This is a genomic window from Streptomyces sp. MMCC 100, assembly GCF_041538145.2.
In the GTDB taxonomy this organism is placed as follows: domain Bacteria; phylum Actinomycetota; class Actinomycetes; order Streptomycetales; family Streptomycetaceae; genus Streptomyces.
The window spans coordinates 3926971-3953705 of sequence record NZ_JBGORK020000001.1; the positions used below are offsets into that span (position 1 = coordinate 3926971).

Consider the following 26735-nt stretch of genomic DNA (forward strand, 5'->3'; position numbering starts at 1 on the left):
ACGGCGAACCCGTCTCCTCGGCCGGCGCCCGGTTGTCGGTGGCGGGGACTACGGTTCCCGGTGTGACAGATGAGCTTCGGGAAATGTTGATTCCTTTTCGTACGCAGGCCGTTGAGGAGGGGAGTCCTTGGAACGACGTGGATCCGATTCCGGCCGAAGAGGTGGACCGGTGGATCGGCCACGTCCGGCCTTGCGCGGTCCTCACGAACGGCGGAGACGGACCGGTCGCGGGCAGGTTCGGCGGGCCGCTGCTGCTGCCCGCCGAGGTGCCGGACCCTGAGCACCCCTACGTCGGGTTCGTCGACTTCGCCGCGTTGCCGGAGGGCTCTACGGACCTCCCTCTGCCGCCCGACGGACGCCTGCTGCTCTTCGCCTCGCTCTGGGAAATGTACGACACCGGCAACCGCGGTCAGGCCATCCATGTCCCGGCCGGCACACCGGTGGCGGAACGCGACAAGGACACCTGGAAGGACTACGCCCACGAGGAGGAGCGGCGGGTCTTCGATGCCTTCCCACAGGGCGAGTTGAGAGTCAGAACTGAACCGGACCTGCCGTACCACCCACTTCCCGGGTTCCCGCACGACGACGAGCTGATCACTGTCTGGTGCGAAGTCGCGGACAGAAGCGGGCATCTGCAGATCGGCGGGTACGCGGACCAGGAGGACTCCGACCCGGATCCGCTGGAAACCGTCGCGAGAAAGGCCGTGCATGAGGCGAAGCAAGGCCGCTGGGGCGGCGGTGAGCCCGTGTCGGGCGCTGTCGAGGACTGGGTACTGCTGGCCCACTGGAACCCGTACATCCACGGTCGGGAAGGGGTGGACATGCAGTGGGGAATCCAGCGCGCGGACCTGGAAGCCCGTCGCTTCGACCGCACATTCACCACCGGCTACTGGAACCCCTGACCTGGGTGGGACGGAACATCCAGTAATCCAGCAATCCAGCAATCCAGCAGGATTTGGCTGTCTGACCCGGTGTTTGACCAACGCTCACGAAGTCACTCCGAGCAGCTCGTTCCAAGGACGCGCATCCCGAGTCCGTGGGCGCGGTACACGCAGGTGTCGTCGCCCCACAGCGTCGCCTCGGCGACGGCCCAGCGGCCCGTGGCATCCTCACCGACTGCCAGGATCTCCATCTCCACTGTGATCAAACGGGTTGCCGGAGTGATCTGCCCGCGGTACTTCCAGGTCACTTCCCGGCCGAGCATCACCGGCTCGAACCGGGGAGACGGGACGCCGTCGGTGAGACCTCGCTCGATCATGTAGTACCGCAGGAGTTGGCACATCGCTTCGATGCCGAGGGATCCCGGCTGCACCGGGTCCTGGAAGAAGTGCGCCCGGAAGAACCACTCCCCGGCGTCCACGTCCTTCTCCGACCGCAGCCGGCCGAGACCGGCGGCGCCCGCGTCCGGCCAGTAACCGGTGATCCTGTCGAGCATCAGCAGCATGGGGCCCGGCAGTCGCGCCGGGCCGTCGAAGCAGGCCTGCCTACGCGTCGTGAGATCGACTGTGCGGTGGCACGGAGCGGTGAGCGCGGCTCGGTCGGCCGCGGAGACGGGGAGCCCCGCCTGCTGCTCGAAGGCCGCGCTCGGAAAGAACCCGAACACCGTCGACAGCTCGAAGACCTGCCGGCCGTCGGCGAGGCAACGGACCGTGAACGACTCGATGATCATGTCACCGCCGCGCGAGACACTGGTCAGCTCGGCGTGGGTACGCACGGTCCTCGTCGCGTCGGTGACCCCTGCGGTGACGGTTCCGCGGCCGTCGAGGTTACGGAAGAGCAGGTCGACGTCGCTGGTCAGGGCGCTGCCCACATAGGTGGCGAGCCAACCGCACGGCTGGAGGGCGATCTCCATGAGGACGGCGAACGGCATCGTCCTGCCGTCGTTCTGCTCGAAGTACCAGGCACGGTCGGGAACGTCGTATTCGGCGACGACGCGGCTGCCCTCCCGCATCCCGTTCGGCGGCCCTTCCACCTCGGCGATCCTGCTCATGAAGTGATAAGGAGGCCCCGGCAGACGGGCGCACCTGCGACTGCCGTCGAAACGCGCGTAGGCCGGACCGAACGCCTCACTGGGCCTGCCCCACGCGCAGGCGAGCAGTGAGGCGTAGTCGAAGGCCAAGCCGTTCACCACCGCGACCGCCGAGGGCTCCCGGTGTCCCGCCAGGCCGCCGAGCGTAGCGACCGGTACGGGGGTTCCGCTGGTCTGCTGGGCGGGCGGGCCGAGTTGGCGCCAGTGCGTCAGTGGCCAGTCCGGTACCAGCCGGAGTGCGACGTGCCGGCCGTGGAAGGCCCTGCAGCCGTCGACGGTGCCCAGCACGTCGGCGTACAGGGTCGGCACCGGTCCGGCCGACACCCCGCGCACGAACACCTCGTACCCGATCCGTCGGCTGTCCGGGGTGGCCTGACCGCGGCACTCGGCCGTGCTGGGGGCGCCGTCGACCGGTTCGAAGCGCCAGCCGTCCCTGTCGACGGTGAAGCCCATGGCGGCCAGGTAGAAGGCCATCGCCTGCATGCCGCCCTGGAGCATCAGGGTCCCCGGCATGCAGGGGTCGTTCTTGAAGTGCCCGTCGAAGAACCAGTCGTCGGGCGCGACGGGCGTCTCGGCGCGCAGGTAGCCGCGGCCCCAGGGCCCACCCGCCGGGTCGAACGCGGTGACCTCGCGCAGCAGCCGCAGCCGGCCGCTGTCGATGCGCGGCGACCGTACGTGGGCCGCGGTCCGCTCCCATCCGGGCCCGAAGCAGTCCGCGGGACGCCCCTCGGAGAAGGCCAGCACCTGGTCCGCGCCGAAGGAGCCGTGCGCGCACCGGACGGCAGGAGGGTCGGTGGGGAGGTCGGGGCCGGGTGGGCCGGCGGCGGGGTCGCCCTGCACTCCGGCGCTCCGGGCGAGTTCGTCCCGGGTGAAGAACCCCGCCTGACCCTTGCGGACGCTGAGCCGGAGCTCTCCGTCGACATGGCAGTCGTAGTGGAAGAAGAAGAGCCGGACACCGTCGTGCTCGGCGTGTCCGTCGATGTGGATCTCGTAGCAGAGTGTCTCTCCCGCGCGGGGAGGGCTTCCGTGGTACGTGAGTTCGCAGCCCAGCAGACGGTAGGCCCGCTCGCCCCGGTTCAGGAGGTCGATGCCGAGCCAGCTGATGAGGAGGAGGTCCGCCTGGCCGGCCTCGACCATCAGGCCGCAGGGCATCCGGCCGGTGGCGTCGAGGTACCAGCTGTCGAGGGCGACGTCGGTCTCCGTCCAGATCGTGCCCTGGTGATTCGCCGGCCCGGGTGCGAGGAGTGCCGCCGGTACGGCGTCGATGCCGGTGACGCGGTCGGCGAGGAGCATCGGCGGCTCCGGCATCCGGGTCTGCACCGCGTAGGCGTCCTGCGGGGCGAATCGGGCTCCCAGGAGGTCGGAGATCCGCCCGGACGCGAGGTGTTCCAGCTGGGCGCGGTCGAACCTGGGTCCGGGCCGCGCCCCGGGCCCGGGCGGGCTCGGCTCGGCAGCGGGAAGGGCGGCGGGCTGCGTCACCGAACCGGAACCCGGCACGCGCAAGGGTTGCGAGGGGTCCACGGGTCGCGGGAGGTCCACGGCAGCGACCGGTGCGGCGCGTCCCAGCGCGGCGACGGCCTGCTCGGTGATCCCGAGGAAGCGTCCGTGCAGTCGCGCCTGTCCGGCCATGACGTCGCGGTGGAGCGCCGTCACACGCAGGGCGTGCCGGGCGGCCAGGGCACGCCGGTCCGCGGTCCCCGGGTCCTGCCCGCCGGCCGCGCGGGGCGCGACGACGGCCGACGAGGCAGGCGGCGGGGTGGTCGGACCGGGTTCGGGGACCTGTACGGGGGCCAGCCGGGGCGCCTCGGGGAGGGTCACGGCGGCTGCGCCGAGCGACGACGGCAGCCGTGGCTCCGCCAGGACCGGTACCTCCAGCGCCGGACCGTCCGACGCGGTCCCGGTCGCCGGGGCCCTGCGCAGTTCGGCGAAGAGCGCGTCGGCCCGCACCGGCACGCCGGCGACCACGAGTTCGGCCACGGCCAGGCACAACTGCCGCAGGCCCCTGCCGTCGGGAGCGTCCAGGGCCACGGCCACGTGCTCCCGGTCCCCGAGCACCCGTTTGATCCACCCGGTGCACAGCCCGCGCGGCCCTTGCTCCACGAAGATCCGGACCCCGTCGGCCCATGCCCTCTCCACCGTGCCGGCGAAATCGATCGTGCCGAGGCCCTGGGCGGTGATCGCCTCGGCGGCCCGCTCGGTCGTCGGGAGGTACGCGCGCCGCTCGGCCCCGCTGTAGAGCCGCACCCCGGGTACCTCGACGGTGGGTCGCAGGTGGAGGCTGCGCCACTCGTCGCGGACCTCGGCCAACTCCGGTGCGTGGGCGGCGAGGTCGTAGTCGATCGCGAGGGCGTTGCCGGCTCCGAGCCGCCCCACGGCTGCCGCACAGGCCCGTGCCTCTCCCCCGACGACGCATACGCCGGGCGCGTTGACCGCCATCAGGTGAACGGCCGGCTCCTTCGCGATCTCCTCGCCGACCCGTTCGAGGGGCGCGCTCACCAAGTAGCTGGACCACCGGGTCCCCGCCACACCGGCGCGTCGCCATGCCCGTCGCACCGCGCGGAGTTCTCCGGTCAGCTCCCGGGTGAACAGTCCGCTCTCGCGGGCGGCCGCGTACAGGCCCTCGGCGTCCGGCCAGGCTCCCAGCGCCACCAGGGCGGCGGTCTCACCGGAGGAGTAGCCGATGGCGGCGTCGGGCCGCAGACCGAGCAGCGCCTGGCACAGCTCGGTATGGACCGTGGCCAGCCGGGCGGCGCTCCGGATCCGTTCCAGCGTCGTGGGCGCGGGGCCCGGCCCCACGGGGTGGGCGGCGGTACCGTGCCTGGCCAGTACGGCCTCGCCCAGTGAGGGCAGGGCGAGCATCAGCTCGCGCCCCATGCCCGGGTACGCGGCCGAGCCGTTGGTGTACACGAACCCGGTCTCTCCGACCACGGGGGCGTCCCGGTACAGCACACCACCGGGCCTGACCCCGCCTCGGGCGAGCCAGCGGCGCGCGCCCTCCACGGCCGCCGGGAGTGTGGCATCGCCGTCCACGACCAGTGCCAGGCGAGCGGGACCGTCCGAGGACTCCGCTCCCCGCTCCAGCGCGGCCAGCACCTCCCGCCGTTCGGCCCCGGAGAAGACGTGCAGCCGCGGCACGGCTCCCCCGACCCGGGGCAGCACGTCGGCGGCGCGCAGCCGGACACGCGCGCGGGGGGCCTCCAGTGGGGCGACGACCGCCTCGGCGGTGCGCAGGCCCGGTCGCGGCTGGGCGGGCTCTCCCGGGCGGGGCACCGCACGGTGCGGGAAGGCGGTCACCGCGACGGCGACGGACAGCAGCCCCTGAGCGGCGTGGACCCGTCCGAAGATCGAGGCCGGGTCGATCGTGGCCGAGGCGTCGTCCCCGACCAGCAGGTCGGCCTCTTCCTCGCTCTCCTCGTCGAGGAGGGCGAGCACCGTGTCGCCGTCCCGGCGGGCGGCGGTGAGCGGTTTCAGCACCAGGACGACGGCCGCGTCCCCGGTTCCGGTCCCCCGGCCGAGTTCGCCCAGGGCGGCGCGGTGCACCGCTCCGCTGGACAGATCGGTGGCGCCGACCAGTGCGGCGTCGGCCTCACCGGCCCTGATGGCCCGGGCCGCGAGGGCGAGTGCCACCAGGCCGGACGCCTCCTCCGCCGACACCGCGAAGCCGGGGCCCGCCAGGTCGAGTTGGGTGTTGATCCGGTTGGCCACGAGGTTGGGGAGGGTGCCGACCACCCGCTCCGCCCCCATGGAGGAGACGAACGCGTCCTGGGCGCGCGCGAGGAGGCCGGGGTCGGCTTCGCACCCGGCCTGCTCCGCCCAGTGCGGCAGTCTCCAGCGTGCGCCGCCGCGCGCCACCTCGGCGTCCACTCCCGCCCCGATGAGCACCAGGGTCCGCTCGCGGGGCAGGGAGACTCCTCGCACGGCCTCGCGAGCGGCTTCCAGCACCAGGAGTTGCTGGGGCGAGGTGCTCAGCAGGGCCGACGGAGGAAAGCACAGGTCCGGAAGGGACACACCGATCCTCGTGGTGGGACCGCATCGCTCTCCGTCCAGGACCGCGCGGCGGAAGTCTTCGGTGCCCGACCCGTCGCCGGCCCGCGCGCCGACGGCCACGACCGCAATCGTGGGTCCCGCTGTCGGGGCGCCGTGTCCCGCTGTCGGGGCGCCGTGTTCCCCTGTCGGAGCGCCGTGTTCCCCTGGGGCATCCCGGGCCGGACGGAACGGGCCGGGCGCACCTCCCCCGTGCGCCCCCGAGTCCCCCTCCCAGGCGTCGACGATCAGATGGGCGTTGGTACCGCCGAAACCGAAGGCGCTGACGGCCGCCCTGCGCAGCCCCCGCCACGGCTCGGGCTCGCTGAGCACACGCAGCGGTGTGCCGTCGAGGCCGTCGAGGGGCCGGTCGGCGCCGAGCGTCACCGGACGGATGCCCGCGCGCATCGCCCCCAGCACCTTGAGCAGACCACTCACCCCGGCCGAGGCCAGCAGGTGACCGACGTTGGACTTCACGGAGCCGATGGGGACGTCGCGGGCCGCCGCGAAGGTCCGTGCCATGCTCCGTGCCTCCACGGCGTCCCCGACCGGCGTACCCGTGGCGTGGCACTCGACGAGCGAGACCGTCTCCGGTGCGACGCCCGCCGCCGAGTACGCCAGCGCCATCGCCCGCTCCTGCCCCTCCTGGGCCGGAGTGAGCAGGCCGCGGCCACGCCCGTCGTTGGACAGCCCGATGCCCCGGATCACCCCGAGGACGGGTACCCCGCCCGCCAGCGCGTCCGCCAGTCGCATCAGGGCCACGAAACCGGCGCCCTCGCCGTGCAGCAGCCCGTCCGCGTCCCGGTGGAAGGGACGGCTTCGGCCGGATCTGCTCACGGCCGACAGGCCGCAGAACCCCATGTGCAAGAACAGGTTGTCGACGCGGTTCACCGCGCCGGCGAGCATCAGGTCGGCCGTGCGGTCGTGCAGCCGGTCGCACGCGAGTTTGATCGCGTACAGCGAGGAGGCGCAGGCGGCGTCGAGCGCGAAGGCCCCCGCTCCCAGTCCGAGGGCTCCGGCCGCGAAGTGGGCGGGCAGTCCGGAGGAGAAGCGGTTGCGCGCGTCCGGGCGCGGGCGGCGCGTGCCGGTCAGCAGGGCGTCCCGCACGTGCGGCTCCTGGGCGGACAGCCAGACGTGTTCGGCATAGGCCGACCCGGTGCTCGTGGGGTAGGAGAGGTTGCCCAGCACCAGGCCGGCGCGTTCGCCGGGTCCCTCGTAGCCGGACTCCCCCAGTGCCTGCCGGGCGCCGTACAGCACCCAGTGGAAGAGCGGGTCCAGGGCCAGGATCCGTTCGGGACCGATGAGGAAACGACTCGGGTCGAAGACCGCTTCGAACCCCCGGACGTAGCCTCCGATGTCCGTCCAGGTGCGGTCGCGGTGGTCGTCGACCGTACCCATGGCCCAGCGGTGGGGCAGCCGCCACCGCCCCTCCGGGACCGCCGACAGGCTGCAGCGGCGTTCCGCGACGTTGCCCCAGAAGGTGTCCGGGTCCAACGCGTCGGGCAGCACACAGCCGCGTCCGACGACGGCGATCGGTTCGAATCCCATACTGCTCCACTCCACATGGCGCACGCGTACGGAGGACCGGGGGCGCGGGGCTCCCTCGTTCAGTCGGGACGGCGTACGAGCTCCACCCCGAGCAGTTCCGAGCGGAGGGCGCCGTCCGGGTCGAAGAGGGCCACGTCGCACCGTGCCCCGGTGTCGTGCACCTTCCGCGCCCGCACCACGCACCTCAGGCTGTCCGCGGCGGGGCCGCGCCGGTGGACGCGGCACTCGGCGACGGCCATCGGCAGGGACGCGCTCCCCAGGGCGTGGTCCGCCCACACCAGGGCCAGTTGCAGCGCGCCGTCCACCGCGGCCGGATCGGTCTGCCAGTGGGCGCCGCCCCAGCCCAGTCCGGCGACGCCCACGACGTCCGCTTCCGCCCCGTCGGCACCGACACCCCGCAGCGTGCGGAGTGCCTGGAAGCGCGGTCCGTGGAAGAGGGTCCGTCCGCCGTAGGAAGCGGGGCGCTCCGTGACACGCCCTGTCCGGGGACCGGCCCACGGCTCCCGTTGCGAGGGGGCCGCTGCCGCCTCGAAGTCCAGTACGGCACGGAAGTGCGGCGCCCCGTCCGCGTCCCGCAGTTCCGCCTCCAGGCCCGACGGGGGGCCGATGAGGCGGCGGCGTCCGTGCACGGTGAACCGGTGCCCCTCGGTGGCCAGCCCCGGCAGGGTGACCTTGTCGAGTACCCGCACGTCACGCAGGACGGCCACGCCGGATGTGGGGCGCCATGCTCCGGCCGCGCCGGTGAACCAGTCCAGGACCATGGCCAGGGGCAGTACCGGATCGTCGACGACGCGATGGTCGGCCAGGTAGGGGTGCGTGTCGGAGGTGACGCGGATGTGGGCGGTGGGCGGGTCGCCCGCGCCTTCCGGCGGCGCGTCCCCGTCGCCGGCGATCAGGACGATCCGGCCGTCGCCGGCCGCGGCGTCGAGTTCGGCGGTGAAAGCGGCGGCGCCCCGCTCCATCGGGATCAGCTCGACGCCCGACCGGCCGAAGTGCTCGGCCAGTGCCGGGGTCACCATCCCGCCGCGCCAGGGCCCCCAGGCGAGGGAGCGCACCCGGCAGTCGGGCCGCCGGACCCCCTCGGCCGACGCCACGTGGTCGAGCACGGCGTTGGCCATGGCGTAGTCGCACTGTCCCGCGTTGCCGAAGGTCCCGGCCACCGAGGAGAACAGGCAGATCGTCTCGACCGGGTCGTCGGCCGTTGCCGCGAGCAGTGCCCGAAGACCGTCGACCTTGGTGGACATCACCCGGTCGAACTGCTCGTCCGTCTTGTCGGAGATCCGTTTGTCGGCCAGTACTCCGGCGCCGTGCACGATCCCGGTGACGGGGCCCCAGGTCTCGCGGACCTCGCGCAGCGCGGCCGAGAGTGCCTGGCCGTCCCTGACGTCCACCGTCAGGTACCGGACCGGGGAGCCGGCCTCCTCCAGTTCGCCGAGTGTCGCCCGTACCTGGCGCGCGGCCAGGATCTCCCTCGCCCTCGCGCTGATCTCGGCGGGGCCGGTGCCCTCGGCTCGCTGCTCGCCGAGCAGCCGTACGAGTGCGGCTTCGTCGGTGGCCGCGGACGCCCCCGGGGGCTCCGCCACCAGTTCCGTGCGGCCCAGCAGAGCGATGCGCGGCCGGTGGGTCCGCGCGAGGTCGGTCAGGGCGGCGGCGGTGACGCCGCGCGCTCCCCCGGTGGCCACGATCACCGACTGCGGGCCGATGACCGTCGTGGCCGTGCCCGGTTCCACCGGTGACTCGACGGCGCACGGTACGAGGCGGGTGCCGTCCGCGCGCAGGCCCGCCGCCGGTGCCGGTCCGCCCGCGAGCAGTTCCTCCACGATCGCCTCGGCGACGGCCTCGGCGTCCCGGCCGTCGCGCTCGCAGTCGATCGCCTTGACGGAGGCGTCCGGCCACTCCCGTGCCGCGGTCCTGGTCAGAGCGGCGAGGCCGCCGAGCCACGCGCGGCCGGGTTCCCTGCCGTCCAGCCCGAAGTCGCCCCCCGTGTCCTGGACGGTGATGAACGCACCACCGGCGGCTTCCATGCGCGGCGCGACCGAGCGTGCTGTGCGGAAGGCCTCGCGCAGGATCTGTCCGGCCTCCTCCGGTGACCCGATGTCGGCCAGTCCGCCGAGGTACACGACGGCGCCCGCTCCGTCGGGCACACGTGTCGCGGCCTCGGCCCGTACTCCGCGACCGGTGAGTTTCCCGGCCACCAGGGCGGCGGTCTCGGGAGGACCGCCGACCACGGACACCGGGCCGTCACCGAGTCCCGGCATCTCCAGTCCCGCCGCGGGTGCCTTCACCGTTCGCAGGGCCAGGCGTCGCAGTTCCACCGGCTCGGAATCCCGGCTCGGGTCGGGGAGTTCGGGCTGGGCGACGGACGGTTCGGCGGCGGGAGCGGCCGCCTCGGTGAGGGCTTTCACGATCTCGCGCAGGGTGCTGAGTCTGCCGAGTACGGCGACATCCCCGACCGGCAGGTCACCCACCCGTTGCCGGACGGCCGAGAGGATCTCCACGCGCTTGATGGAGTCCACGCCGAGGTCCGCATCGAGTGCCATGTCCGCGTTGAGCATGGACACCGGGTAACCGGTGCGCTCGGCCACCACCGAGAGCAGCAGTTCCTCCAACTGGGCCGGGTCCGCGGCCGGCGGCGCGTCGTCGCGCACCAGGGGCGGCGAGGGCTCGGGCGTGCGGGCGGGTGGTACGCCGGGAGCCGCGGTGGGGTCGGCGGCCTGAGGCAGCGGGTCGGGAATCCGCGGCATCGCGCCAGGAGTCGCGTCGGGCGCCCGGCCTGCGGGAGGGGAGGACGGGGCCGCGGTGAGCGGCGCCGCCGCGAAGTCGGGGGACGCGGGTGACGCGGGCAGGACGGGAACGTCGTCCCCCAAAGGCGCACCCAGGAGCGCGGCCAGGGTCGTCTCGGTCATCCTCAGGAACGCCATGTGGCTGTCGGCCAGCATGCGGTGACAGGCCGCGTGGGCCTCCGCCGCGTGCCGCTGCACGCTCTCGACCATGGCCAGCCAGTGAGGGTCCGCCGGCAGGGCCGGGTCGATCGGCTCCGGCAGGGATCGGGCGGCCGGCCCGGACACCTCGGCCGGTGCGTCTTCCGCGCCGGGTACGGGCTCCCGGGCCGGCACAGGTTCCCGGGCCGGCACGGGTTCGCCGGCCGGCGCCGACGGCGGGGCAGGCGAGAGCGTCGCGGCCGGTGCGGGCAGCGACGGGCTCCGAGGCGCATTCGGTGGAAGCGGGTCGGCCGCCGCATCCCCCGGGGGACAGGGCTGACCGTAGTTGCCACCGCTGATCTGGACGGTCATGCGCGCTTCGCGCTCCTTCACTGCTGTCCTTGACGGTCCGTACGGCGCCCAGAGGAAGCCGTAGTCCAACTGCGCACCGAGCGCCGCGAGTCTGCCGAGTCCGCTGTGCAGGGTGGCGACCGCGTCCTGTCCCCGGCGGTCCAGGGCGACTGCGGCGTGCTCACGGTCACCGAGGACGCGTCCGACCAGGCCGGTCAGCGCGGCCCCGGCGCCGACCTCGACGAACGTCCGCGCACCCGCGGCGTACATCGCTTCGACCTGCTCGTCGAACAGCACGGGCGAGGCCAGGTGAGCGGCGATCCTGCGGCGTACGTCGTCGGGGTCCCCCGGGTACGGTGCCGCGTCCGCGTTGCCGTACACATCGATCACGGGTGCCGTGAGCGTCATGTCGCGCAGGAACGCGGACAGCGGCTCGGCCGCCGAGGCGACCAGCGGGGTGTGGAAGGCGTGCGAGGTGTCCAGCCTGCGCGCGGCGACGCCCCTGGCGTGGAACTCCCGCTCGGCCGTCTCGATCGCCCTGCTCTCGCCGGACACCACGACCTGGTCCGGCGCGTTGTGGTTCGCCGGCCACACGTGCTCCACCCCCGCTTCGGCGAGGACGGCCCTGACGCGGTCGAGGCTCGCGGACACGGCCAGCATGGCTCCGGGAGTGTCGGCCGCGGCACGCATCAACTCGCCCCGTCTGCGGGCCAAGGCGATCAGGGACTCGGCGTCCAGTGCTCCCGCGGCGTGCAGGGCCACCAGTTCGCCGAAGCTGTGGCCACCCACGCAGTCGGGCCGCAGCCCCAGGCCGTGCAGCACTTCGAGGAGGGCCAGGCTGTGCACGGCGAGCGCCGGCTGGGCCCACTCGGTGGCGTTCAGCAGGGTGTCCCGCGCGTCGCGCTCCGCGTCGTCGAAGGCGGGAGGCGGGAACACCACGCCGTGCAGGGCCCGGCCCTCGAACCGGCGGCCCGCCAGGCGGTCCCAGACGGCCTGCGCGGCGGGGGCGAACATGGCCAGGGCCGCACCCATGCCGACGTACTGGGCGCCCTGTCCCGGAAAGAGGAACGCCACCTTGCCGACGGCGGGTTCTCCGATGCCGTAGTGCACCGCGCCCGGAAGGGAGAACGCGTCGTGCGGTCTCCGCCGAATCGCCTCGGCGGCCTGCGAGAACCTGTCGTGCAGGTCGTCGGTGTCGGTCGCCGGGACCGCCAGGCGCACCGCGTCGGCGGGCCGGAACCCGGCCTGGCTCTCGCGCGCGATCTCGGCGAGCGGACGGTCCCGGTCGACGGACCGCTCCAGCAGGGCAGCGGGCGAGGGAGCACTGAACAGCACCAGTTCCGTGGGCGCGCACCGGCTGCGCCGGGCCTGACGGTCGGGCCCCGCCGAGGGCACGTACTCCTCCAGGGTGACGTGGAAGTTGCTGCCTCCGAAACCGAAGCTGGACACCGAGGCCCGGCGCGGATGACCGGGCGGGCGCACCCAAGGGCGCGCCTGGGTGTTGACGTAGAACGGGCCGTCCCCCGTCCGCATCGCGGAAGTGGGCCGCTCGACCTTGATGGTCGGCGGCAGGACCTGGTGGTGCAGGGCCATGACCGCCTTGAGCAGCCCGGCGGCGCCCGCGGCGCACTTGGTGTGGCCGATCTGGGACTTCACCGAGCCGATCGCGCACCACTGCCGGTCCTCACGCCCGCTCTCCTCGAAAACGGCCCGCAGTGCCGCGAGTTCGGCGGCGTCCCCGGCCTTCGTGCCGGTGCCGTGTGCCTCGACGAGTTCCACGGTTCCGGGGCCGTAGCCCGCCTGCTCGTACGCGCGCCGCAGCGCCCGCGCCTGACCCTCGGGCAGGGGCGCGTAGATCGCCGTCCCCCTGCCGTCGGACGAGCTGCCGATCCCCCGGACCACGGCGTGGATACGGTCGCCGTCCCGTTCCGCGTCGGACAGCCGCTTGAGCGCGTACATCACGACGGCCTCACCGAGCATCGTGCCGTCGGCCTCGTCCGAGAAGGGCCTGCAGTCCCCGGTGGGCGACAGCGCGGGTGTCTTCGAGAAGCACATGAACATGCCGATGTCGTTCAGGGTGTCGACACCCCCGCTGATGACCAGGTCGGCACGGCCCAGCGACAGTTCCGCGACCGCGGCCGACAGCGCGGCCAGGGAGCTGGCGCACGCGGCGTCGGTGGTGTGATTGGTGCCGTGCAGGTCGAACCTGTTGGCGATGCGTCCCGCCACGACGTTGCCGAGGAGGCCGGGAAACGTCGACTCCTGCCACGGCGTGTAGTGGTCCTGGATGGTGTCGCACACGGACCGGGCCGCGGCCTCGGGGACGCCGTTCTCCCGCAGGGCCTTCAGCCACACGGGGCGTTGGGTCCGCCCCTGCATGTGGCTCAGCAGCTCCAGCGAGGCCGTGCCGAGGATCACGCCGACCCGTTCGCGGTCCACACCCGAGAGCCCGCCGGCGTCGGCGAGGACCTGGTCGGCCACCATGAGGGCGAGCAACTGGCTGGTGTCGGTGGCGGGGAGGGCGGCGGGAGGGATTCCGTAGGCCAGTGGGTCGAAGCCGACCTCGGGCAGGAACGCCCCTCTGCGCGCGTAGGTCTTGTCCGGCGCCGTGGGGTCGGGGTCGTAGTGGTCCTCGACGAGCCAGCGCGACGGTGGCACGTCGGTGATCAGGTCCCGGCCCGAGAGAACGGTCCGCCAGAACTCCGCGGGGTCGGTCGAGCCCGGAGCCAGGGCCCCGACTCCGACCACGGCGACGGGGACCTGACGGGGGTGGGTTTCGGACACGGGCTCTCCCTTTCGTGGGGCGTCGTCCTCCGGGGTGAGGGGAGCGGTCACGCGAGCCTGCGCGGCGGGTACGCGAAGGCCGGGGCCGGGACCGGGACGCCGTAGGTGCGCAGTTGGTGCGCCCGGGTGAGAACGGCGGCGCCTTCGAGGAGGTTGAGCGCGATCTGTACCACGGTGCGGTTCTGCCGTTCTGCGAGGAAGCCTCCCTCCGTCCACCGGTTGAACGCTCCCACCGCCGGGCCGCACCAGATCTGGTAGTCGGCGCGCCGGTCGGTGTCCCCGTCGATGGCCCAGCGGCTGGAGCTGCCCAGGTACCAGCGGAAGACCAGTGCCATCCGGTGCTTGGGGTCGCTCTGCGCCCGGGTGATCTGCACGGGGTCGCGTGCCGCCCAGAACCGCTTGGTCCGCTCCCACACCTCGTCGACCGACGCACCCAGGACCTCCCGTTCCAGCTTCGCCCGCACCGGGGAGGGGATGTCCTCCAAGGACGGGTGCGCCCGGTAGGCGGCGTAGAGCTGTGCGGCCCTGGGGGCGAACAGGGTGCCCCTGCGCAGCACCTGGAGCGTGACGCCCATCTCGAACATGTCCGCGGCGGGAGCCATGGCCACGTCGGCGACGTCCGCCTGGGCGAGCAGTTCCTTGGCGTCGTCCGAGATACCCGCCTCCGTGGCCGTCTGGTTCACCGAACCCGTCACCACGTAGGCCGCCCCGAGCGCGAACGCCGCCGCCACCGCGGCGGGCGTCCCGAGCCCTCCCGCGGCGCCGACGCCGACCGGGCGCCGGTAACCGAAACGGCGGCAGACGGCGTCGCGCAGCATCAGCACGCGGGGCAGCAGGGAGCCCAGCGGCCGGCCGTCGGTGTGGCCACCACTGTCGGCCTCCACGGTGATGTCCTCCGCCACCGGTACGTACCGGGACAGTTCGGCCTCCTCGGCACTCAGCTCGCCCTGGTCCACGAGTCGGCGCAGCAGGTCGGGCGGTGCGGGTGAGAGGAACTTCTCGGCCACCTCGGGCCGGGACACCTTGGCGAGGACCCGCGTAGGACGCAGGATCCGTCCGTCGCCGTCCCGGCGCAGTCCGCGGGCCGCGCACAGCACCGCGGCGGGCGTGAGTTCCAGGTAGGCCGAAAGCGACACACTGGGCACCCGGTGGTCGAGCAGCAGCTTCGCCGCCCGGTGTTCGAGCTCCGGTTCGGCCGGCGAGTGGATGAGGTTCACGCCCCAGTTGGTCCTGCCCTGGAGCCGGGCGGCCAGTTCGCGCACGGCCCGCTCGACCTCCGGCAGTCCGAGACCCGCCGCTCCGAAGAAGCCGAGCATGTCGGCGCGGGCCATCGCGGTGACCATGCGCGTCGTGGCGATGCCGTTCGCCATCTCACCCGCCACATAGGGGAAGCGGACGCCGTGGGCCTCGCAGAAGGTGCGCCCGCCGAGCCACTCCGGATACAGCGGCGGCAACGTGCCGACGACCTCGTCGGCCGGCCGCGGTCCGACCGTCAGGCCGAGGGCCCGCCGGGAGCTGTCGCTGACGATGTGCACGTGCTCCCGGATCCGCCGGGTACCGGCGGTGATCGCTTCGGGTGAGAAGACCGGTGGATGCGTGGCGGTGCTGCCGGGTCGGGCGGGAGCGGACAAGGGCGGGCTCCAATGGGCGGGCGTGCGTGCGGGGACGGTCGAGGCAGAGGCCTGGCTCGGTCTCAGTGCCGCGCCTGCGCCGACGCCACCGCTGGAGGTGCCGGGCACGTCGGGCGGAGACCGGACCACAGGTAGTCGACGTCCACCCGGGTGAGGGACCGGGGAGCTCCGAGCACGGTGCGTACCCGGGTGTCGTCGTAGCGGCGGAGGTGGCTCAGGTAGGGCGTGATGCCGGGATAGAAGTCCATGGAGGCCTCGAGGGCAGACACGTCATCGGGTCGCTTCTCGACCAGTCGGGTCCGCAGCGGCGCGAGCCGCTCCATGAGTTCGGTGACCGCGGCCACCGGGACATCGTGTTCGTGGACGACGTGGTAGGTGTCGACCCGAGCGGACGGTTCCCGGTCCGCCAGGCGCACCATCGCCCTCGCCGCCTCCTCGACGGGCATCATGTTCAGGTGGCCGTAGCGTCGGCCGACCAGTCGGGCGACGGGCAGGTCGGCCCGCGCACGGCGGGTGTCGGCGAGACCCGTGGCGCGCAGCGCGTCCCCTACCAACTGGTCCATGACCTGCAGCGGGTGCCGGGGCAGTTCGGCATGCGGTGGCAGGTCCGTGACCAGGATGCTCGGCCGCAGGACGACGACGGGTCTGCGGTGTGTCCGCGACCAGGCGTGCACCAGGGTCTCGGCCTCGTACTTGGACCGCTCGTATGCGTTCTCGAAGCCATGGGTGTCGTCGAGTTCGTCTTCATAGACGACACCCTCGCGCCGCACACCGGCCACGAAGGCGGTGCTGACGTGGAAGATCACCGGCCGGCGGCTTCCGGCGGCGGCCAACTCCAGTACGTTCCTGGTGCCTTCGACGTTCACGCGGCGCAGCGAGGCGAGGTCGCCCTCCAGGTTGATGGAGCCGGCGCTGTGCCAGATCGCGTCGAAGGTGTCGGCCAGTTCCCCGAACCGCGCCGCGGACAGTCCCATGCGCGGTCGGCTCAGGTCGGTGGGCACCACCCGTGTACGCGTGGGCAGTTCCGCGATCAGCCGTTCCGGCGCTCCGGTCACCCCCAGGAACCGGGTGACGCGACCGAGGACGTCTCCCGTAGCCGCGTGGGTGAGCAGCGTCAGTGAGCCGTGTCGTTCCAGTAGTAGCCGCAGCAGACGGAGGCCGAGGAAACCGGTGGCACCGGTGAGGGCGACGTTCACGACTGCGACTCCCCCGGGCGACGCCAGGGGAAGGACGGTGAATGTGATCGCTTCCGCGCCACCGACTCGCCCACCCTCATCCCCGGCCTCCCCCTCGGACGCTCCGAACGCACATCGAGGACAGTGCCAGGTGGCCGACGCCGGAGGGGTCCTTTCTGCTCACGCTCATCCTCGAAGGCGTCACGTCGGTACGGCGATTGACGCACAGTCTTGCGAAGGCCTGGTCCGACCGCGTGAAGGGTCTTCGACCTCCGCGACCGCAAAGGGACGGCCCTCTACCTTGTGCTTCCGACCCGGATGCCGGCCGCTCGAGCGACCGCCCGCTGCTGCCCTGCTCCGTCCGTCGGTCGGCCCTGCCCTCTCCATGCCGACCGCTTCGCGGCTCCGCCGGACCGCCCCGACCGGAAGATGGTGACCATGTCCGCCGACGTGCGTACTCACCCGATCGACCGCGCGTACCTCAGGCTGGAGGAGGCTCATCCCGGTGCCCGCTGGGACACCGGAGGCGTCGCGTATCTCAGTGGCCGACCACCGAGTCTGGAGGATTTCCGGGCCTACGTGGGAATGCACCTGCCGAAACTGCCGATGCTCACTCACCGGCTGGAGCGGGCCGCACGACCTCCCGTGTGGCGCCCGGACGAGACCTTTACTCTGGAGCGCCATGTCCATGAAGTTGTGGCGGCCGGTCCTGACGCACCGCGGTCCCCCATGGAGACAGCCCTCGGCGCGCCACTGCCCCGCGACGCCCCCTGGGCACTGTGGCTGGTGCACGGCGAGACGCCCGACAGGTACGCCGTGTGTTACCGGTTCGAGCACGTGTGCCAGGACGGTGTCGCCGCCGCCCTCGCCTTCCGTACCCTGCTCGGTACCGGAGAGCCCGCCCTGCGGCCACTGCCCGGCCCGCGCGGTCACGGGGAGAACGTGCGCAGGACGGTCATGGCACTGGGCCTCGCCGCCAAGTACGCCTTCGACGTTCTTCCCCGTCCGGGCCGACGGCCCTCGGCGGCCTTCGTGCCCAGTGGACAGCGGAGACTGCTGCGGGCCCGCATGCCCGTCGAGAGGCTGCGGAGGATCGGCACGGCACGTGGGGTGTCGGCCAACGACGTCCACCTCACGGCACTGACGGGAGCCCTGGGCAGGTGGTCGGCGCAGGCAGGCATCCCCCTGAGGCGTACGTCGGCGCTGCTGCCCGTGGACGCGCGTCGGCACGACGAGGAGCAGACGTGGGGGAACCGCACCTTCGCCGTCCCGGTGCGGCTCCCCCTGACCGAGACCTCTCCGGCGCGGCGGCTCGAACTCGTCGCGGCGGCGACCTCCGCGGTGAAACGGAGGGCACGACGGCAGGCCATCCACGACCTGGTCCGATACATGCCCGCCCGGCCCACGGCCTGGTACATGCGGCAGATCACCTCACCGAGCGTCACCACGATGATGACCACCTCCGTGCCGCTCGCCGAGGGCGGTGCGCTGGGCACCACCAACGTCACAGGCGCGGCCCTGATCCCGCTGCTCCTACCGGGCCACCTCTGCGGTGTGGGACTGGCCTACTTCGGCGACTGGGCCGAAGCCTCCTTCACGATCGACCACGCGCTGCCGCACGGCGAGCGGTTGCCCGACCTGTGGAAGGACGCCGTGGAGGAGCTCGAGCGGGGCCTCACATCGACGGCATGATCGACCGACGCCGACTGAACGGTGAGTCGGGCCGCCGCCCGGAGACGCCAGCGCTGCGAGTTCAGCCTGCAGGATCAGGTGGTCTGGCAGTGGTCGGCGGCGGATACGCCGGCGTCATGGCCCCATGATGCCTCCCTCGTTTCGAGCGGTTCGAGCACGAGACACCGTCCCGCGTCGAGCAGTGCCCAGGCCGGAACCATGGGCGACGCCGCGACGGGCGATGAGGGGCTTGATGCCGCGCTTCCGCAGCAGGCGGGAGTACTTGTCATAGTCGTATCCGCGGTCGGCGTAGAGCCGCCGTGGCCCGCGATACGGGCTGCCGGGTTGTCTCTCTGCCAGGGCTGACGATGCGGAGATCATCGCCAACGCCGCCCGCACCATGCCCCAACCCTCCGGGAACGGGCCGGTTGTGACCGTGCCCTGTCGCGAGCGCAGCTGCACCCGGCCCTCGGTGTAGCGGGCGAGCTGTGCTCGGTAGCCGTTCTTCTCCAGACTTCGACATGTCTCACGGGACACGCATGGTCACAGGGCGGCGGTGGCGAGGAACGCGTCTTTGGCGGGGCTGGTGGTCCGCGTGGAGTACAGGGCGTGCAAGGGTGCGTAGAGGGGTGGATCGAGGGCGATGATGCGGGCGGCGCCGCCCGCAGCGGGGCCTGGTGCTGTGGTGACGAAGGCGAGATGGCCGGTGCCGATGACGGCGGTGGCGGGTGGGGTGCCTTGGAGGCTGGTGCGTTCGGTGCGGGGTTCGAAGCCGGCTGCACGGCAGTGGCTGATGAGCAGGTCGGTGTAGCCGGAGTGTCCGGATCGGCCCCACACGATGAAGTGTTGGTCGGCGAGTTCTGACAGGGCCACGGAAGTGCGAGTAGCGAGGGGGTGGTCGGCGGCGACCGCAATGTTGAGGGGGTGCTGCCCCAAGGTGGTGCGCGCCAGTCCGTGTGGCGGTGTCATGGCCCGGCACAGCCCGATATCGAGGTCTCCGGCCAGCAGCGCTTCGGTCAGTTCGCCCGGGTAGCGCTGGTTGACGTCGCCGGCCAGGTGAGGGTGGGCGGTACCCACCTGCCGCAGCAAGGCGATGATCTCCTCCCCGGTGACGGCCGGTGTGTGGCCCAAGCGCAGGACTTCCTTCTCGCCGCGGCCGATGCGGCGGGCGCGCTGGAGGGCGGAGCGTGCCGTGCCCCGCAGGACGCGGGCGTCCTCGACCAGGGCGGCGCCGGCGGGCAGCAGTACCACACCGGTGGCGGTGCGCTCCAGCAGAGGGACGCCCACTTCGCGTTCCAGGACGCGGATGGAGGTGGACAGCGCCTGCTGGGACAGGTGCAGGCGGGCGGCGGCGCGGGTGATGCTGCCCTCCTCAGCCACCGCGATCAGGTGCTCCAGTTTGTTCAGGTCCACACCCACGGGGTCAGGTCGCCCCCTTGCGACGCTGACGCAGCGAAGCGCCCCGTCTCTCGTTCTCCGCCCACGCAGGTCGGCAGCCGCCCCTTGGCGGGCTCATCGGGTGGTGTAGCCGCCGTTGGCGAACAGCGTCTGTCCGGTGATCCACCAGCCCTCGGTGGCCAGAAACCTGATCAGCGGAACGATGTCCTCGATGTGCGTGAGCTGGTTGCCCATCGCCTGCGACTTGTGGAAGTCCACCCGCTCCGGCGTCTCCTGCGGGTAGAAGAACGGCGTGTCCATCGGCCCCGGCGCCACCACGTTCACCGAAATCGACCGGTCCGCGAACTCCTTGGCAGCCGCCCGGGTGAAGTGCTCCAGCGGAGCCTTGCCGCCCGCGTAAGTGGAGTAGCCATCGGTGAAGGCGGCCAGCAGGGACGTGCCCAGGCTGATGATCTTGCCGTGATCGGTCAGGCGGCGCCCCGCCTCCTGGATGAAGAAGTACGCCGCCTTGGCATTGATGCCGAACATACGGTCGTACTCTTCCTCGGTGGTCTCCAGGATCGGCTTGCGCAGCACCATCCCGGTCGTGTTCACCGCGACGTCGACGCCGCCGTAGGTGTCCACCGCGGTGTCGAACAGCCGCCGCACACTCGCCACGTCCGTCAGATCCCCCTGCACGGACACCGCCTGCCCGCCGGCGTCCTGGATGGCCCGGACGGTCTCCTCCGCCTCCTTCTCCGACGTGTGGTAATGCACCACGACCCTGGCCCCGGCCTCGGCGAACGACCTGCTGAGCAGCCCGCCCAGATTCTTCTCGCCCCCGCCAATGACCGCGACCTTGTCCTTCAGCGTGTGCTCGGCCATGTCCAGCACCTCCTTGTATCACCATCAGTAACCGGTTTGATCACTTCCACTCACGAGGCTAGGCACGCGTACCGGACGCAGGCCAACACGACCTGTGTGTCGCCCCACAAACCGTCTCGATATCCGCTGGTCGCACCGCGCGTACCGGCTGCGGGCGGCTGAGCACTGGCTTTGGAAGCCACTCGGACGAGACATCTCGGTCCGTCGGCGCAGCCGCACGACGATGACGAACGCCACCAGCACGGCAGCCGCCCAGGATCCAGACGTCCTGGTTGCCGATCGTGTCGTGCCCTGCCTGAGCTGGGGGCATGCCCTGGGACGAGGCGCCGCCCTGGGACGAGGCGCCGCCCTGGAGCGAGGCGCCGCCCTGGGGCGAGGCGCCGTACGCCCCCCGCCGGTCCGGACGGCAGGGGGCGAAAACGGGGGCGGGGTCAGGACGTGACGGGGTCTCCGCCCGCGAGCATCATGCGAGCCGCCGGGTCCTGCCCGTGGCGGTCGTCGACCTCCGTGAACGTCTGCTCGATCTCGCGGTGCAGGCGCGTGACGAGCGGTTCGAAGTCGCGGTGGGTGACGATGCGGAACTAGCGGTCGCGCAGCGCGTCGACGACCTGCTCACCGACGCGGTCCGGGTCGGCGCCCTGCGCGAGCATCGCGCTGTTGGCCTCGACGACGTTCTTGGCCACCTCGCGGCCGAGCAGCTTGGCCTCGGCCTCGGGGGCCGTGCTGCCGAGCCGGGTCACGACCGAACCGGGCGTGAGCACGGAGACGGACATGTCCGTGCCCTTGAGATCCTCGCGCAACGCCAGGGAGAAGCCGACACAGACGAACTTGGAGGTGACGTACGGGGCCACGTTCGCCATGCGGACGAGGCCCGCCATGGACACCGTGTTCATGAGGTGGGCGCGTCCGCCGCGCTGCTTGAAGCGAGGCAGGAAGGTGGACGTGCCGAGGTAGGGGCCGTCGGTGTCGATCGCCAGCACCCAGCGCCACACCTCCAGCGGTGTCTGCTCGACAGTGCCGCCACCGTTGACCGGCATTGCTGACCAGGATCGAGACGGGCCCGATGGCCGCCTCGGCGCTGTCGGCCGCCGCCTGCCAACTGTCGGCGTCGCCGACGTCGATCTTCACCGTCATCACCGTGCCACCGGCGTCGGTCAGCTCCTTGGCCACGACGGCCAGGCGCTCCTCGTCGATGTCGGCGAGGGCCACCTTCGCGCCCGCGGCGACGAGAGCCCGGCTGACACCGAGGCCGATCCCCGAGGCCGTGCCGGTGACGAATGCCGCTTCCCCTGCAGGCCAGTTCATGCTGTCTCCTCCGTTGTTACACGCCGCCTGGGTCGTACGGCGGACTGATCCCACCGTGCTCCTGCCCCCGGGGACGCGAAACCGCCGATCGCAGCTGAATCAGCCGTCTCGCCCGCCGTTCGCGCGCGGGCCACCACCGCGTAACCCACGTCGCACCTAGAGCGGTCCGTCTTCAAACAGGTCTCGCCCAGAGCAGGAACGAGGCGAGAGACCGCTGCTTCGTAGGAGGTGACGGTGTTGTCGCACCTGGTCGCGACGTGCCGCCACGCGCCGGCCACCGCGGTGAACCACTGGACTCCCGACGACATCCCCGATCAGACCGTCCGCACCGCGTTGATCACCGGCGGGAACGGCGGGATCGGACTCGAGACCGCCCGCGCGCTCGCCCGGCACGGGGCCCGCGTCATCCTGGCCGGCCGCGGCCAGACCAAGCTGGACCAGGCCGCGGAGGCCATACGCGCCGCGACCCCCGGGGCCCGGACGGACACGCTCGTGCTCGACCTCTCCGACCTCTCCTCCGTCCGCGACGCGGCCACCCGAATCGCCGAGACCGAGACGGTCGACCTGCTCTTCAACAACGCCGGCGTGATGAACCTGCCCGAGCGTCGGACCACCCACGACGGCTTCGAGATGGCGGTCGGCACCAATCACCTCGGCCACTTCGCCTTCAACGCCCAGGTCTGGCCCGCCGTGCGCCGCTCGTCCGCACCGCGCGTGGTCACCGTCAGCGCCATCGCGGCGCGGTGGCCGATGGGCAGGCTGGACGACCTGGTGAGCGAAAAGAGCTACCGCGCCATGGGCGCCTACACCAAGTCCTTGGGTGGACGCGGGTCGGTCCGATCTCAGTCCGAGCTGGCCAGATGCAGGGCGAGGACTGCACGGACGAGGCTGCTGTCCGGATGGGTCGAACAGCGGAGGTTTCACAGCAGCCTTCAGGTCTTGAGGGTGGCGACGGCCCTCTCGGCGAGGGCGCGGATCTTTGCGTGGGATCAGGGTCAACCGGGAGGCGGCCGAGGTGGAGACCGGCGAGGAGGCCGAGGTGCAGCTCGCCTCGACACGGAACCCGGGGACCTGGCCGAACCGCCCGACGTCGTCGAGGCCCTGAGCCACCGGCCCGATCGCTCGGAGGGCCTACGCCGGGCTGTCCCCGCGTCGGAAGAAGGCGCACGTGCACGCGGTCGAGAGCGTGACGAAGCCCGGGACGCGCGCGAAGCGGATCGAGAAGGCGGTGGCGGCCCGGTGCGAGGAGCCGTTCAAGTAGGAGGCCGTGCGAAAGGGGGCGGGCGTGATCCGTGGACGGCGGTCCGGGCCGTCAGGTGGCGGACTTCTCCTTGAGTGCCCGGGAGAACGCCGTCGCGGACGCGCGCGTCGCCTGTTCCACGATGCTGATGCCGACCTCCTGGGTGCTGCAGCCGTTGAGCAGTACCGCCATCAGGTAGACGCGGCCCTCATGCTGTATCCGACCGATGCTGTTGACGTCCCATTTCTCGGTCTGGGTCCGCTTGAGCCACCCGTTCTTCAGCGCGGTCGTACCCGAGTCGGCCGCTGCGGAGACCCCCCAGGCCTGGCTTCCCACGACGTGCTGCATCAGGTCCTGGATGTAGGCACGCGATGCCTCGCTCAGGGGCGACTTGTCGCCGAACACGGACTGCAGCAGGCGTATCTGGTCTTCCGCGGTGGTCTGGGTGATGCGAACAGCTTCGACAACTCCCGCGCGTCCCGGGGCGCCACCTTCGACGGGTCCGCGATCTCCGGCATGCCCGTCGTGGCGTGCTCGGCGGCTCGTGCGGTCGTCGTCGTCATAATGTGCCCTCCCGGTCATACCGCCCTGCGGTCCTCGGCTCGCGCCGACGAAGCTCCGCCTGCCCGGTTCGAGAGCGTCCATGTCCCCTGTCGCCGTCCGATCGGCGGACTCGGTGACCGTGGCGAGGCGCTGGCCCGCGCCACGACTTCCGAGCCCGGTTGCGACGCCGTTCCTCGCGTCGACACCGCACCAGGGGGTAGACGCGACTGCACAGGACCGGAACCCAGGTCAATGGAAGGTGCATGCAGGTGGACGAATCATCGGTCAGGGCTGTGGGGTGGGCGCGGTCCCTTCCGATGAGCAGCGACGTGAAGACGGCGAGGGACTGGTGCCGCGAGCGTCTTCGGGCGCTCGGCTGGACGGACAGCGCCCCGCAGACGGTCGACGCGGTGCTCCTGACCGTCTCGGAACTGGTCACCAACGCCCACGTCCACGCCCACAGCAACGCCCAGCTGGTGATGACGTGGGACACGCGTTGCCTGCACGTCGCGGTCCATGACGCGTCCAGTGACCTGCCCACTCCCCGCCCGCCGAGCTCCGAACGCCTCGGCGGGCGGGGCATTCTCCTGGTCGACGCCCTCGCCGACAGCTGGGAAGCACGCCCCTGCCCCTACGGCAAAGCGGTTGTCGCCTGCTTCCACCCGCCTGCCGCCGGCGAGCCGGACGAACGGCAGACGTAGTCGGCGTTCTGCGCCGGGCAGTGCCGCCTCCCGCCTCTCGCGCGCAAAACTCGGATGCGGTTGCGGCGCGGCCACCCCTACGCTGCGGCCGTGGGGCGGCGGCAGCGGCCTCGCATCGGCCTGTCGTAGCGCCGGAGATGTTCCGGGTACGAACGTCACGGATCGAGGTTGCGCGGCGTATGACCAGTCAACTGTTCGCGATCTGCTTCAACACCGCCCTGCCCGCCGGGCTGGCCCGGTTCTGGTCCGGTGTACTGGGCTGGGAGTTGGCCGCCGGCCCGGACGACGACATCGCGATTCTGCCCCCTGACGGCGCCGGGTACCGCATTCGGTTCCTGCCGAGCCAGGAACCGAAGACCGGTCAGAACCGGGCGCACTTCGACCTCACGAGCACGTCCCCGGAAGACCAACGGCGGACGGTGGCCAGGGCCCTGCAACTGGGTGGAAGCCACATCGACGTGGGTCAACTCCCGGAGGAGGGGCATGTGGTGCTCGCCGATCCGGACGGAAACGAGTTCTGCGTCATCGAGGCGGGCAACAACTTCCTCGCCGGCACCGGCGCCATCGGAGCACTGGCTTGCGACGGCACGCAGGAGGTCGGCTACTTCTGGAGTGAGGCGCTGCGGTGGCCGCTGGTCTGGGACCAGGACCAGGAGACCGCGATCCAGTCCCCGACCGGCGGCACGAAGATCACCTGGGGTGGTCCGCCGGTGGCACCGAAGTCCGGCACCAACAGGCTCCATCTGGAACTCGCGCTCCCCGTCGACGCCGACTTCGAGGCGGAGACCGACCGTTTGCTCTCGCTGGGCGCGACGCACGCCGCCGGCGAGGGGGCCCGCGGCCGGGCTTTCATGCTCGACCCGGACGGCAACGAGTTCACGGTGGCCCGCTCAGTACTGGGCCGGTAGCCCCGGGACACGCCCGACAGGCGCCGAGGACGCCGAGGGCCGTCGGCCGCCACGGTCGGGCATGCACGGCGGGCCCGACCGTACTCGGCCGGGCGGACAGAGCGGCGGGCCCGGCCGAGCTCGGCCGGGCCCGCCGCTCTGTCCGCAGCGTGCGGCAAAGGTGCGTTGTCTACCAGCGGTACCAGCGCCCCCTGCGGCCGCCGCTGCCGGCGGGCCGGACGAGGAAGCCGAGCAGCCACACGACGAGCACGATGACGGCGATCCACCACAGCGCCTTCAACGCGAAACCCGCGCCGAAGAGGATCAGTGCCAGGAGAAGTACGAGAAGCAGGGGAACCATAGTCATCAACCTCCAGGCCAACGAATGCCCCGGCCTCCGCAGGACAAGCCCACGAACTCCGCGCTGCTTCCCTGATGCGGGGGAAAGTCGTCGCAGAGCACGTGACCCCCTTGGTAGGGTGCGCCGGTGTCGGCGATCAAGAAGTTCCAAGTCACCTTCGACTGCGCGGAACCCGAGCGCCTCGCCCGCTTCTGGTGCGAGGTGCTGGGGTATGTCGTACCACCGCCTCCGGAAGGGTTCGACACGTGGGACGACTTCAGGAGTTCGCAGCCACCCGAGCAGCGCGATGCGTGGTTCGCCTGCGGTGATCCCACAGGTGTCGGCCCGCGACTGTACTTCCAGCGCGTCCCCGAAGGTAAGGCCGCCAAGAACCGGGTGCACCTCGATGTGCGGGTGGGCACCGGACTCGTGGGCGCGGAGCGCCTGGCCGCACTCGAGGCCGAACGCGCACGGCTGGTCCCGCTCGGAGCGGTGCACGTGCGAACCCTGTACGACGGCAACGACGCGTGCATCCCGATGCTGGACATCGAGGGCAACGAGTTCTGCATCGACTGAACGAGCGCCGCGCTGACCCGCTGTCGGCGGCGGACGGGGACTCGTACTGAAGCCGGGCAGGTACCGGTACTCAGGCCTGGGCGGTTTCGTGCAGTGGCCTGCTTCACCGTCCCCGGGGCCGCCAGTCGGCGGCCAGAATCGCCCAGACCTGCTTGTCGTAACGCACACCCTCGTACGGCCACGCCTCGCGTCGCACGCCTTCCAGTGTCATGCCGAGCCTCTCGGCCACCGCGGCGCTGCGGTCGTTGTCGGCCCGGCAATGCCATTCGGCCCGGTGCAGCCCCCGGGCCGCGAAGGCCCAGTCCAGCAACAGTCCGCAGGCCCGCGTGATCAGACCGCGGCCCTCGGCCGACGGCTCCAGCCAGCAGCCGATCTCGCAGTTGCGAAGGCCGCGCGAGGCCGAAGTCGGCGGCGGCGAGCCGGTACATCGGCAGTTTGCTCTTGGCCGCGAGCGCGCTGAGCGAGCGCAGGATGTCGGCGGAGGTCAGCTGGGAGCCGTCGGTGAAGCGGACGCCGGGCCGTACGTGCAGCGTGTGGGCCGACAGGTCGTCGGAGATGTCGGTCCCCTCGAACACGCCGTAACGCACCCCGTCGGGGCCGCTGGGCTCGAGGTCGCCCAGGGTGCCGTGCCATGCCCGGGCACGCACGAGGTCCAGTGCGGAAGGGCCGTTGACGTGATGGCCGAACACGGGCGGGCGGCCCGGGCTACCGCAAGGTGACAGCCCGGACGGGCAGGCCTTTGTCCACG

14 protein-coding genes and 4 pseudogenes are annotated in these 26735 nt (G+C 72.0%); 6 read left to right on the top strand and 12 right to left on the bottom strand.

Features of this window, described 5'->3' with window-relative positions:
- Positions 1 to 137: 137 nt before the first annotated feature.
- A complete protein-coding gene (locus tag ABS735_RS18310; protein ID WP_373903351.1) occupies positions 138 to 902 on the top strand; it encodes a YwqG family protein in 765 nt (254 codons plus the stop codon).
- A 92-nt stretch (positions 903 to 994) separates the two neighbouring features.
- Here ABS735_RS18310 and ABS735_RS18315 read toward each other — a convergent pair whose 3' ends face one another.
- The 4 genes from ABS735_RS18315 to ABS735_RS18330 all read right to left on the bottom strand — a co-directional run bounded on the left by ABS735_RS18315 (position 995) and on the right by ABS735_RS18330 (position 16483).
- A complete protein-coding gene (locus tag ABS735_RS18315) occupies positions 995 to 7600 on the bottom strand; it encodes a beta-ketoacyl synthase N-terminal-like domain-containing protein (protein WP_373903350.1) in 6606 nt (2201 codons plus the stop codon).
- Between the two features lie 59 nt (positions 7601 to 7659).
- Entirely contained in the window at positions 7660 to 13656 is a 5997-nt protein-coding gene (locus tag ABS735_RS18320; protein WP_373903349.1) for an SDR family NAD(P)-dependent oxidoreductase, read from the bottom strand.
- Positions 13657 to 13703: 47 nt separating this feature from the next.
- The gene (locus tag ABS735_RS18325; protein ID WP_373903347.1) at positions 13704 to 15287 is read right to left on the bottom strand and encodes a PfaD family polyunsaturated fatty acid/polyketide biosynthesis protein; all 1584 of its coding nucleotides are present in this window, start codon (positions 15285 to 15287) and stop codon (positions 13704 to 13706) included.
- A 62-nt stretch (positions 15288 to 15349) separates the two neighbouring features.
- Positions 15350 to 16483: an SDR family oxidoreductase gene (locus tag ABS735_RS18330; protein ID WP_373903346.1), complete on the bottom strand. Its 1134-nt coding sequence runs from the start codon at positions 16481 to 16483 to the stop codon at positions 15350 to 15352.
- A gap of 417 nt (positions 16484 to 16900) precedes the next feature.
- On the opposite strand from ABS735_RS18330, the gene ABS735_RS18335 reads away from it, so the two are divergent.
- Positions 16901 to 18154: a wax ester/triacylglycerol synthase domain-containing protein gene (locus tag ABS735_RS18335; RefSeq protein WP_476755840.1), complete on the top strand. Its 1254-nt coding sequence runs from the start codon at positions 16901 to 16903 to the stop codon at positions 18152 to 18154.
- 174 nt (positions 18155 to 18328) lie between these two features.
- Here ABS735_RS18335 and ABS735_RS18340 read toward each other — a convergent pair.
- The 4 genes and pseudogenes from ABS735_RS18340 to ABS735_RS18355 form a co-directional block, all read right to left on the bottom strand.
- A pseudogene (locus tag ABS735_RS18340) lies at positions 18329 to 18475 on the bottom strand (IS5/IS1182 family transposase); the annotation flags it as partial.
- A 201-nt stretch (positions 18476 to 18676) separates the two neighbouring features.
- The gene (locus ABS735_RS18345; RefSeq protein WP_373903344.1) at positions 18677 to 19552 is read right to left on the bottom strand and encodes a LysR family transcriptional regulator; all 876 of its coding nucleotides are present in this window, start codon (positions 19550 to 19552) and stop codon (positions 18677 to 18679) included.
- Between the two features lie 93 nt (positions 19553 to 19645).
- Complete coding sequence (locus ABS735_RS18350; RefSeq protein WP_373903343.1) at positions 19646 to 20395, bottom strand: SDR family oxidoreductase; 750 nt, start codon at positions 20393 to 20395, stop codon at positions 19646 to 19648.
- Between the two features lie 581 nt (positions 20396 to 20976).
- A pseudogene (locus ABS735_RS18355) lies at positions 20977 to 21700 on the bottom strand (SDR family oxidoreductase).
- A 234-nt stretch (positions 21701 to 21934) separates the two neighbouring features.
- Here ABS735_RS18355 and ABS735_RS18360 point away from each other — a divergent pair.
- A complete protein-coding gene (locus tag ABS735_RS18360) occupies positions 21935 to 23035 on the top strand; it encodes an SDR family NAD(P)-dependent oxidoreductase (protein ID WP_476755841.1) in 1101 nt (366 codons plus the stop codon).
- Here the strand turns inward: ABS735_RS18360 and ABS735_RS18365 are convergent.
- Positions 23013 to 23522, bottom strand: a complete 510-nt coding sequence (locus ABS735_RS18365; RefSeq protein ID WP_476755842.1) for a hypothetical protein — start codon at positions 23520 to 23522, stop codon at positions 23013 to 23015. The genes ABS735_RS18360 and ABS735_RS18365 overlap by 23 nt on opposite strands.
- A gap of 278 nt (positions 23523 to 23800) precedes the next feature.
- Here ABS735_RS18365 and ABS735_RS18370 point away from each other — a divergent pair, with 278 nt between their 5' ends.
- Together ABS735_RS18370 and ABS735_RS18375 are read left to right on the top strand one after the other, a co-directional pair.
- Complete coding sequence (locus ABS735_RS18370; RefSeq protein ID WP_373903342.1) at positions 23801 to 24184, top strand: ATP-binding protein; 384 nt, start codon at positions 23801 to 23803, stop codon at positions 24182 to 24184.
- Between the two features lie 179 nt (positions 24185 to 24363).
- Positions 24364 to 25092, top strand: a complete 729-nt coding sequence (locus ABS735_RS18375; RefSeq protein WP_373903341.1) for a VOC family protein — start codon at positions 24364 to 24366, stop codon at positions 25090 to 25092.
- Positions 25093 to 25261: 169 nt separating this feature from the next.
- Here ABS735_RS18375 and ABS735_RS18380 read toward each other — a convergent pair whose 3' ends face one another.
- Positions 25262 to 25432 carry a DUF5670 family protein gene (locus ABS735_RS18380; RefSeq protein WP_030418959.1) on the bottom strand — a complete coding sequence of 57 codons (171 nt, stop codon included), beginning with the start codon at positions 25430 to 25432 and terminating at the stop codon, positions 25262 to 25264.
- Between the two features lie 126 nt (positions 25433 to 25558).
- On the opposite strand from ABS735_RS18380, the gene ABS735_RS18385 reads away from it, so the two are divergent.
- Complete coding sequence (locus ABS735_RS18385; protein WP_373903340.1) at positions 25559 to 25987, top strand: VOC family protein; 429 nt, start codon at positions 25559 to 25561, stop codon at positions 25985 to 25987.
- 103 nt (positions 25988 to 26090) lie between these two features.
- On the opposite strand, the pseudogene ABS735_RS18390 reads toward ABS735_RS18385, so the two are convergent.
- Both ABS735_RS18390 and ABS735_RS18395 read right to left on the bottom strand, forming a co-directional pair.
- Positions 26091 to 26369, bottom strand: a pseudogene (locus ABS735_RS18390) (GNAT family N-acetyltransferase); the annotation flags it as partial.
- 10 nt (positions 26370 to 26379) lie between these two features.
- Positions 26380 to 26658, bottom strand: a pseudogene (locus tag ABS735_RS18395) (ABC transporter substrate-binding protein); the annotation flags it as partial.
- Positions 26659 to 26735: the final 77 nt, after the last annotated feature.

Coding starts and splice junctions, on each gene's coding strand:
- ABS735_RS18315 (WP_373903350.1), bottom strand. CDS start 7,600: ATGGGATTCGAACCGATCGCCGTCGTCGGACGCGGCTGTGTGCTGCCC.
- ABS735_RS18335 (WP_476755840.1), top strand. CDS start 16,901: ATGTCCGCCGACGTGCGTACTCACCCGATCGACCGCGCGTACCTCAGG.
- ABS735_RS18350 (WP_373903343.1), bottom strand. CDS start 20,395: ATGGCCGAGCACACGCTGAAGGACAAGGTCGCGGTCATTGGCGGGGGC.
- ABS735_RS18365 (WP_476755842.1), bottom strand. CDS start 23,522: ATGACCGGGAGGGCACATTATGACGACGACGACCGCACGAGCCGCCGA.
- ABS735_RS18370 (WP_373903342.1), top strand. CDS start 23,801: ATGAGCAGCGACGTGAAGACGGCGAGGGACTGGTGCCGCGAGCGTCTT.
- ABS735_RS18375 (WP_373903341.1), top strand. CDS start 24,364: ATGACCAGTCAACTGTTCGCGATCTGCTTCAACACCGCCCTGCCCGCC.
- ABS735_RS18380 (WP_030418959.1), bottom strand. CDS start 25,432: ATGGTTCCCCTGCTTCTCGTACTTCTCCTGGCACTGATCCTCTTCGGC.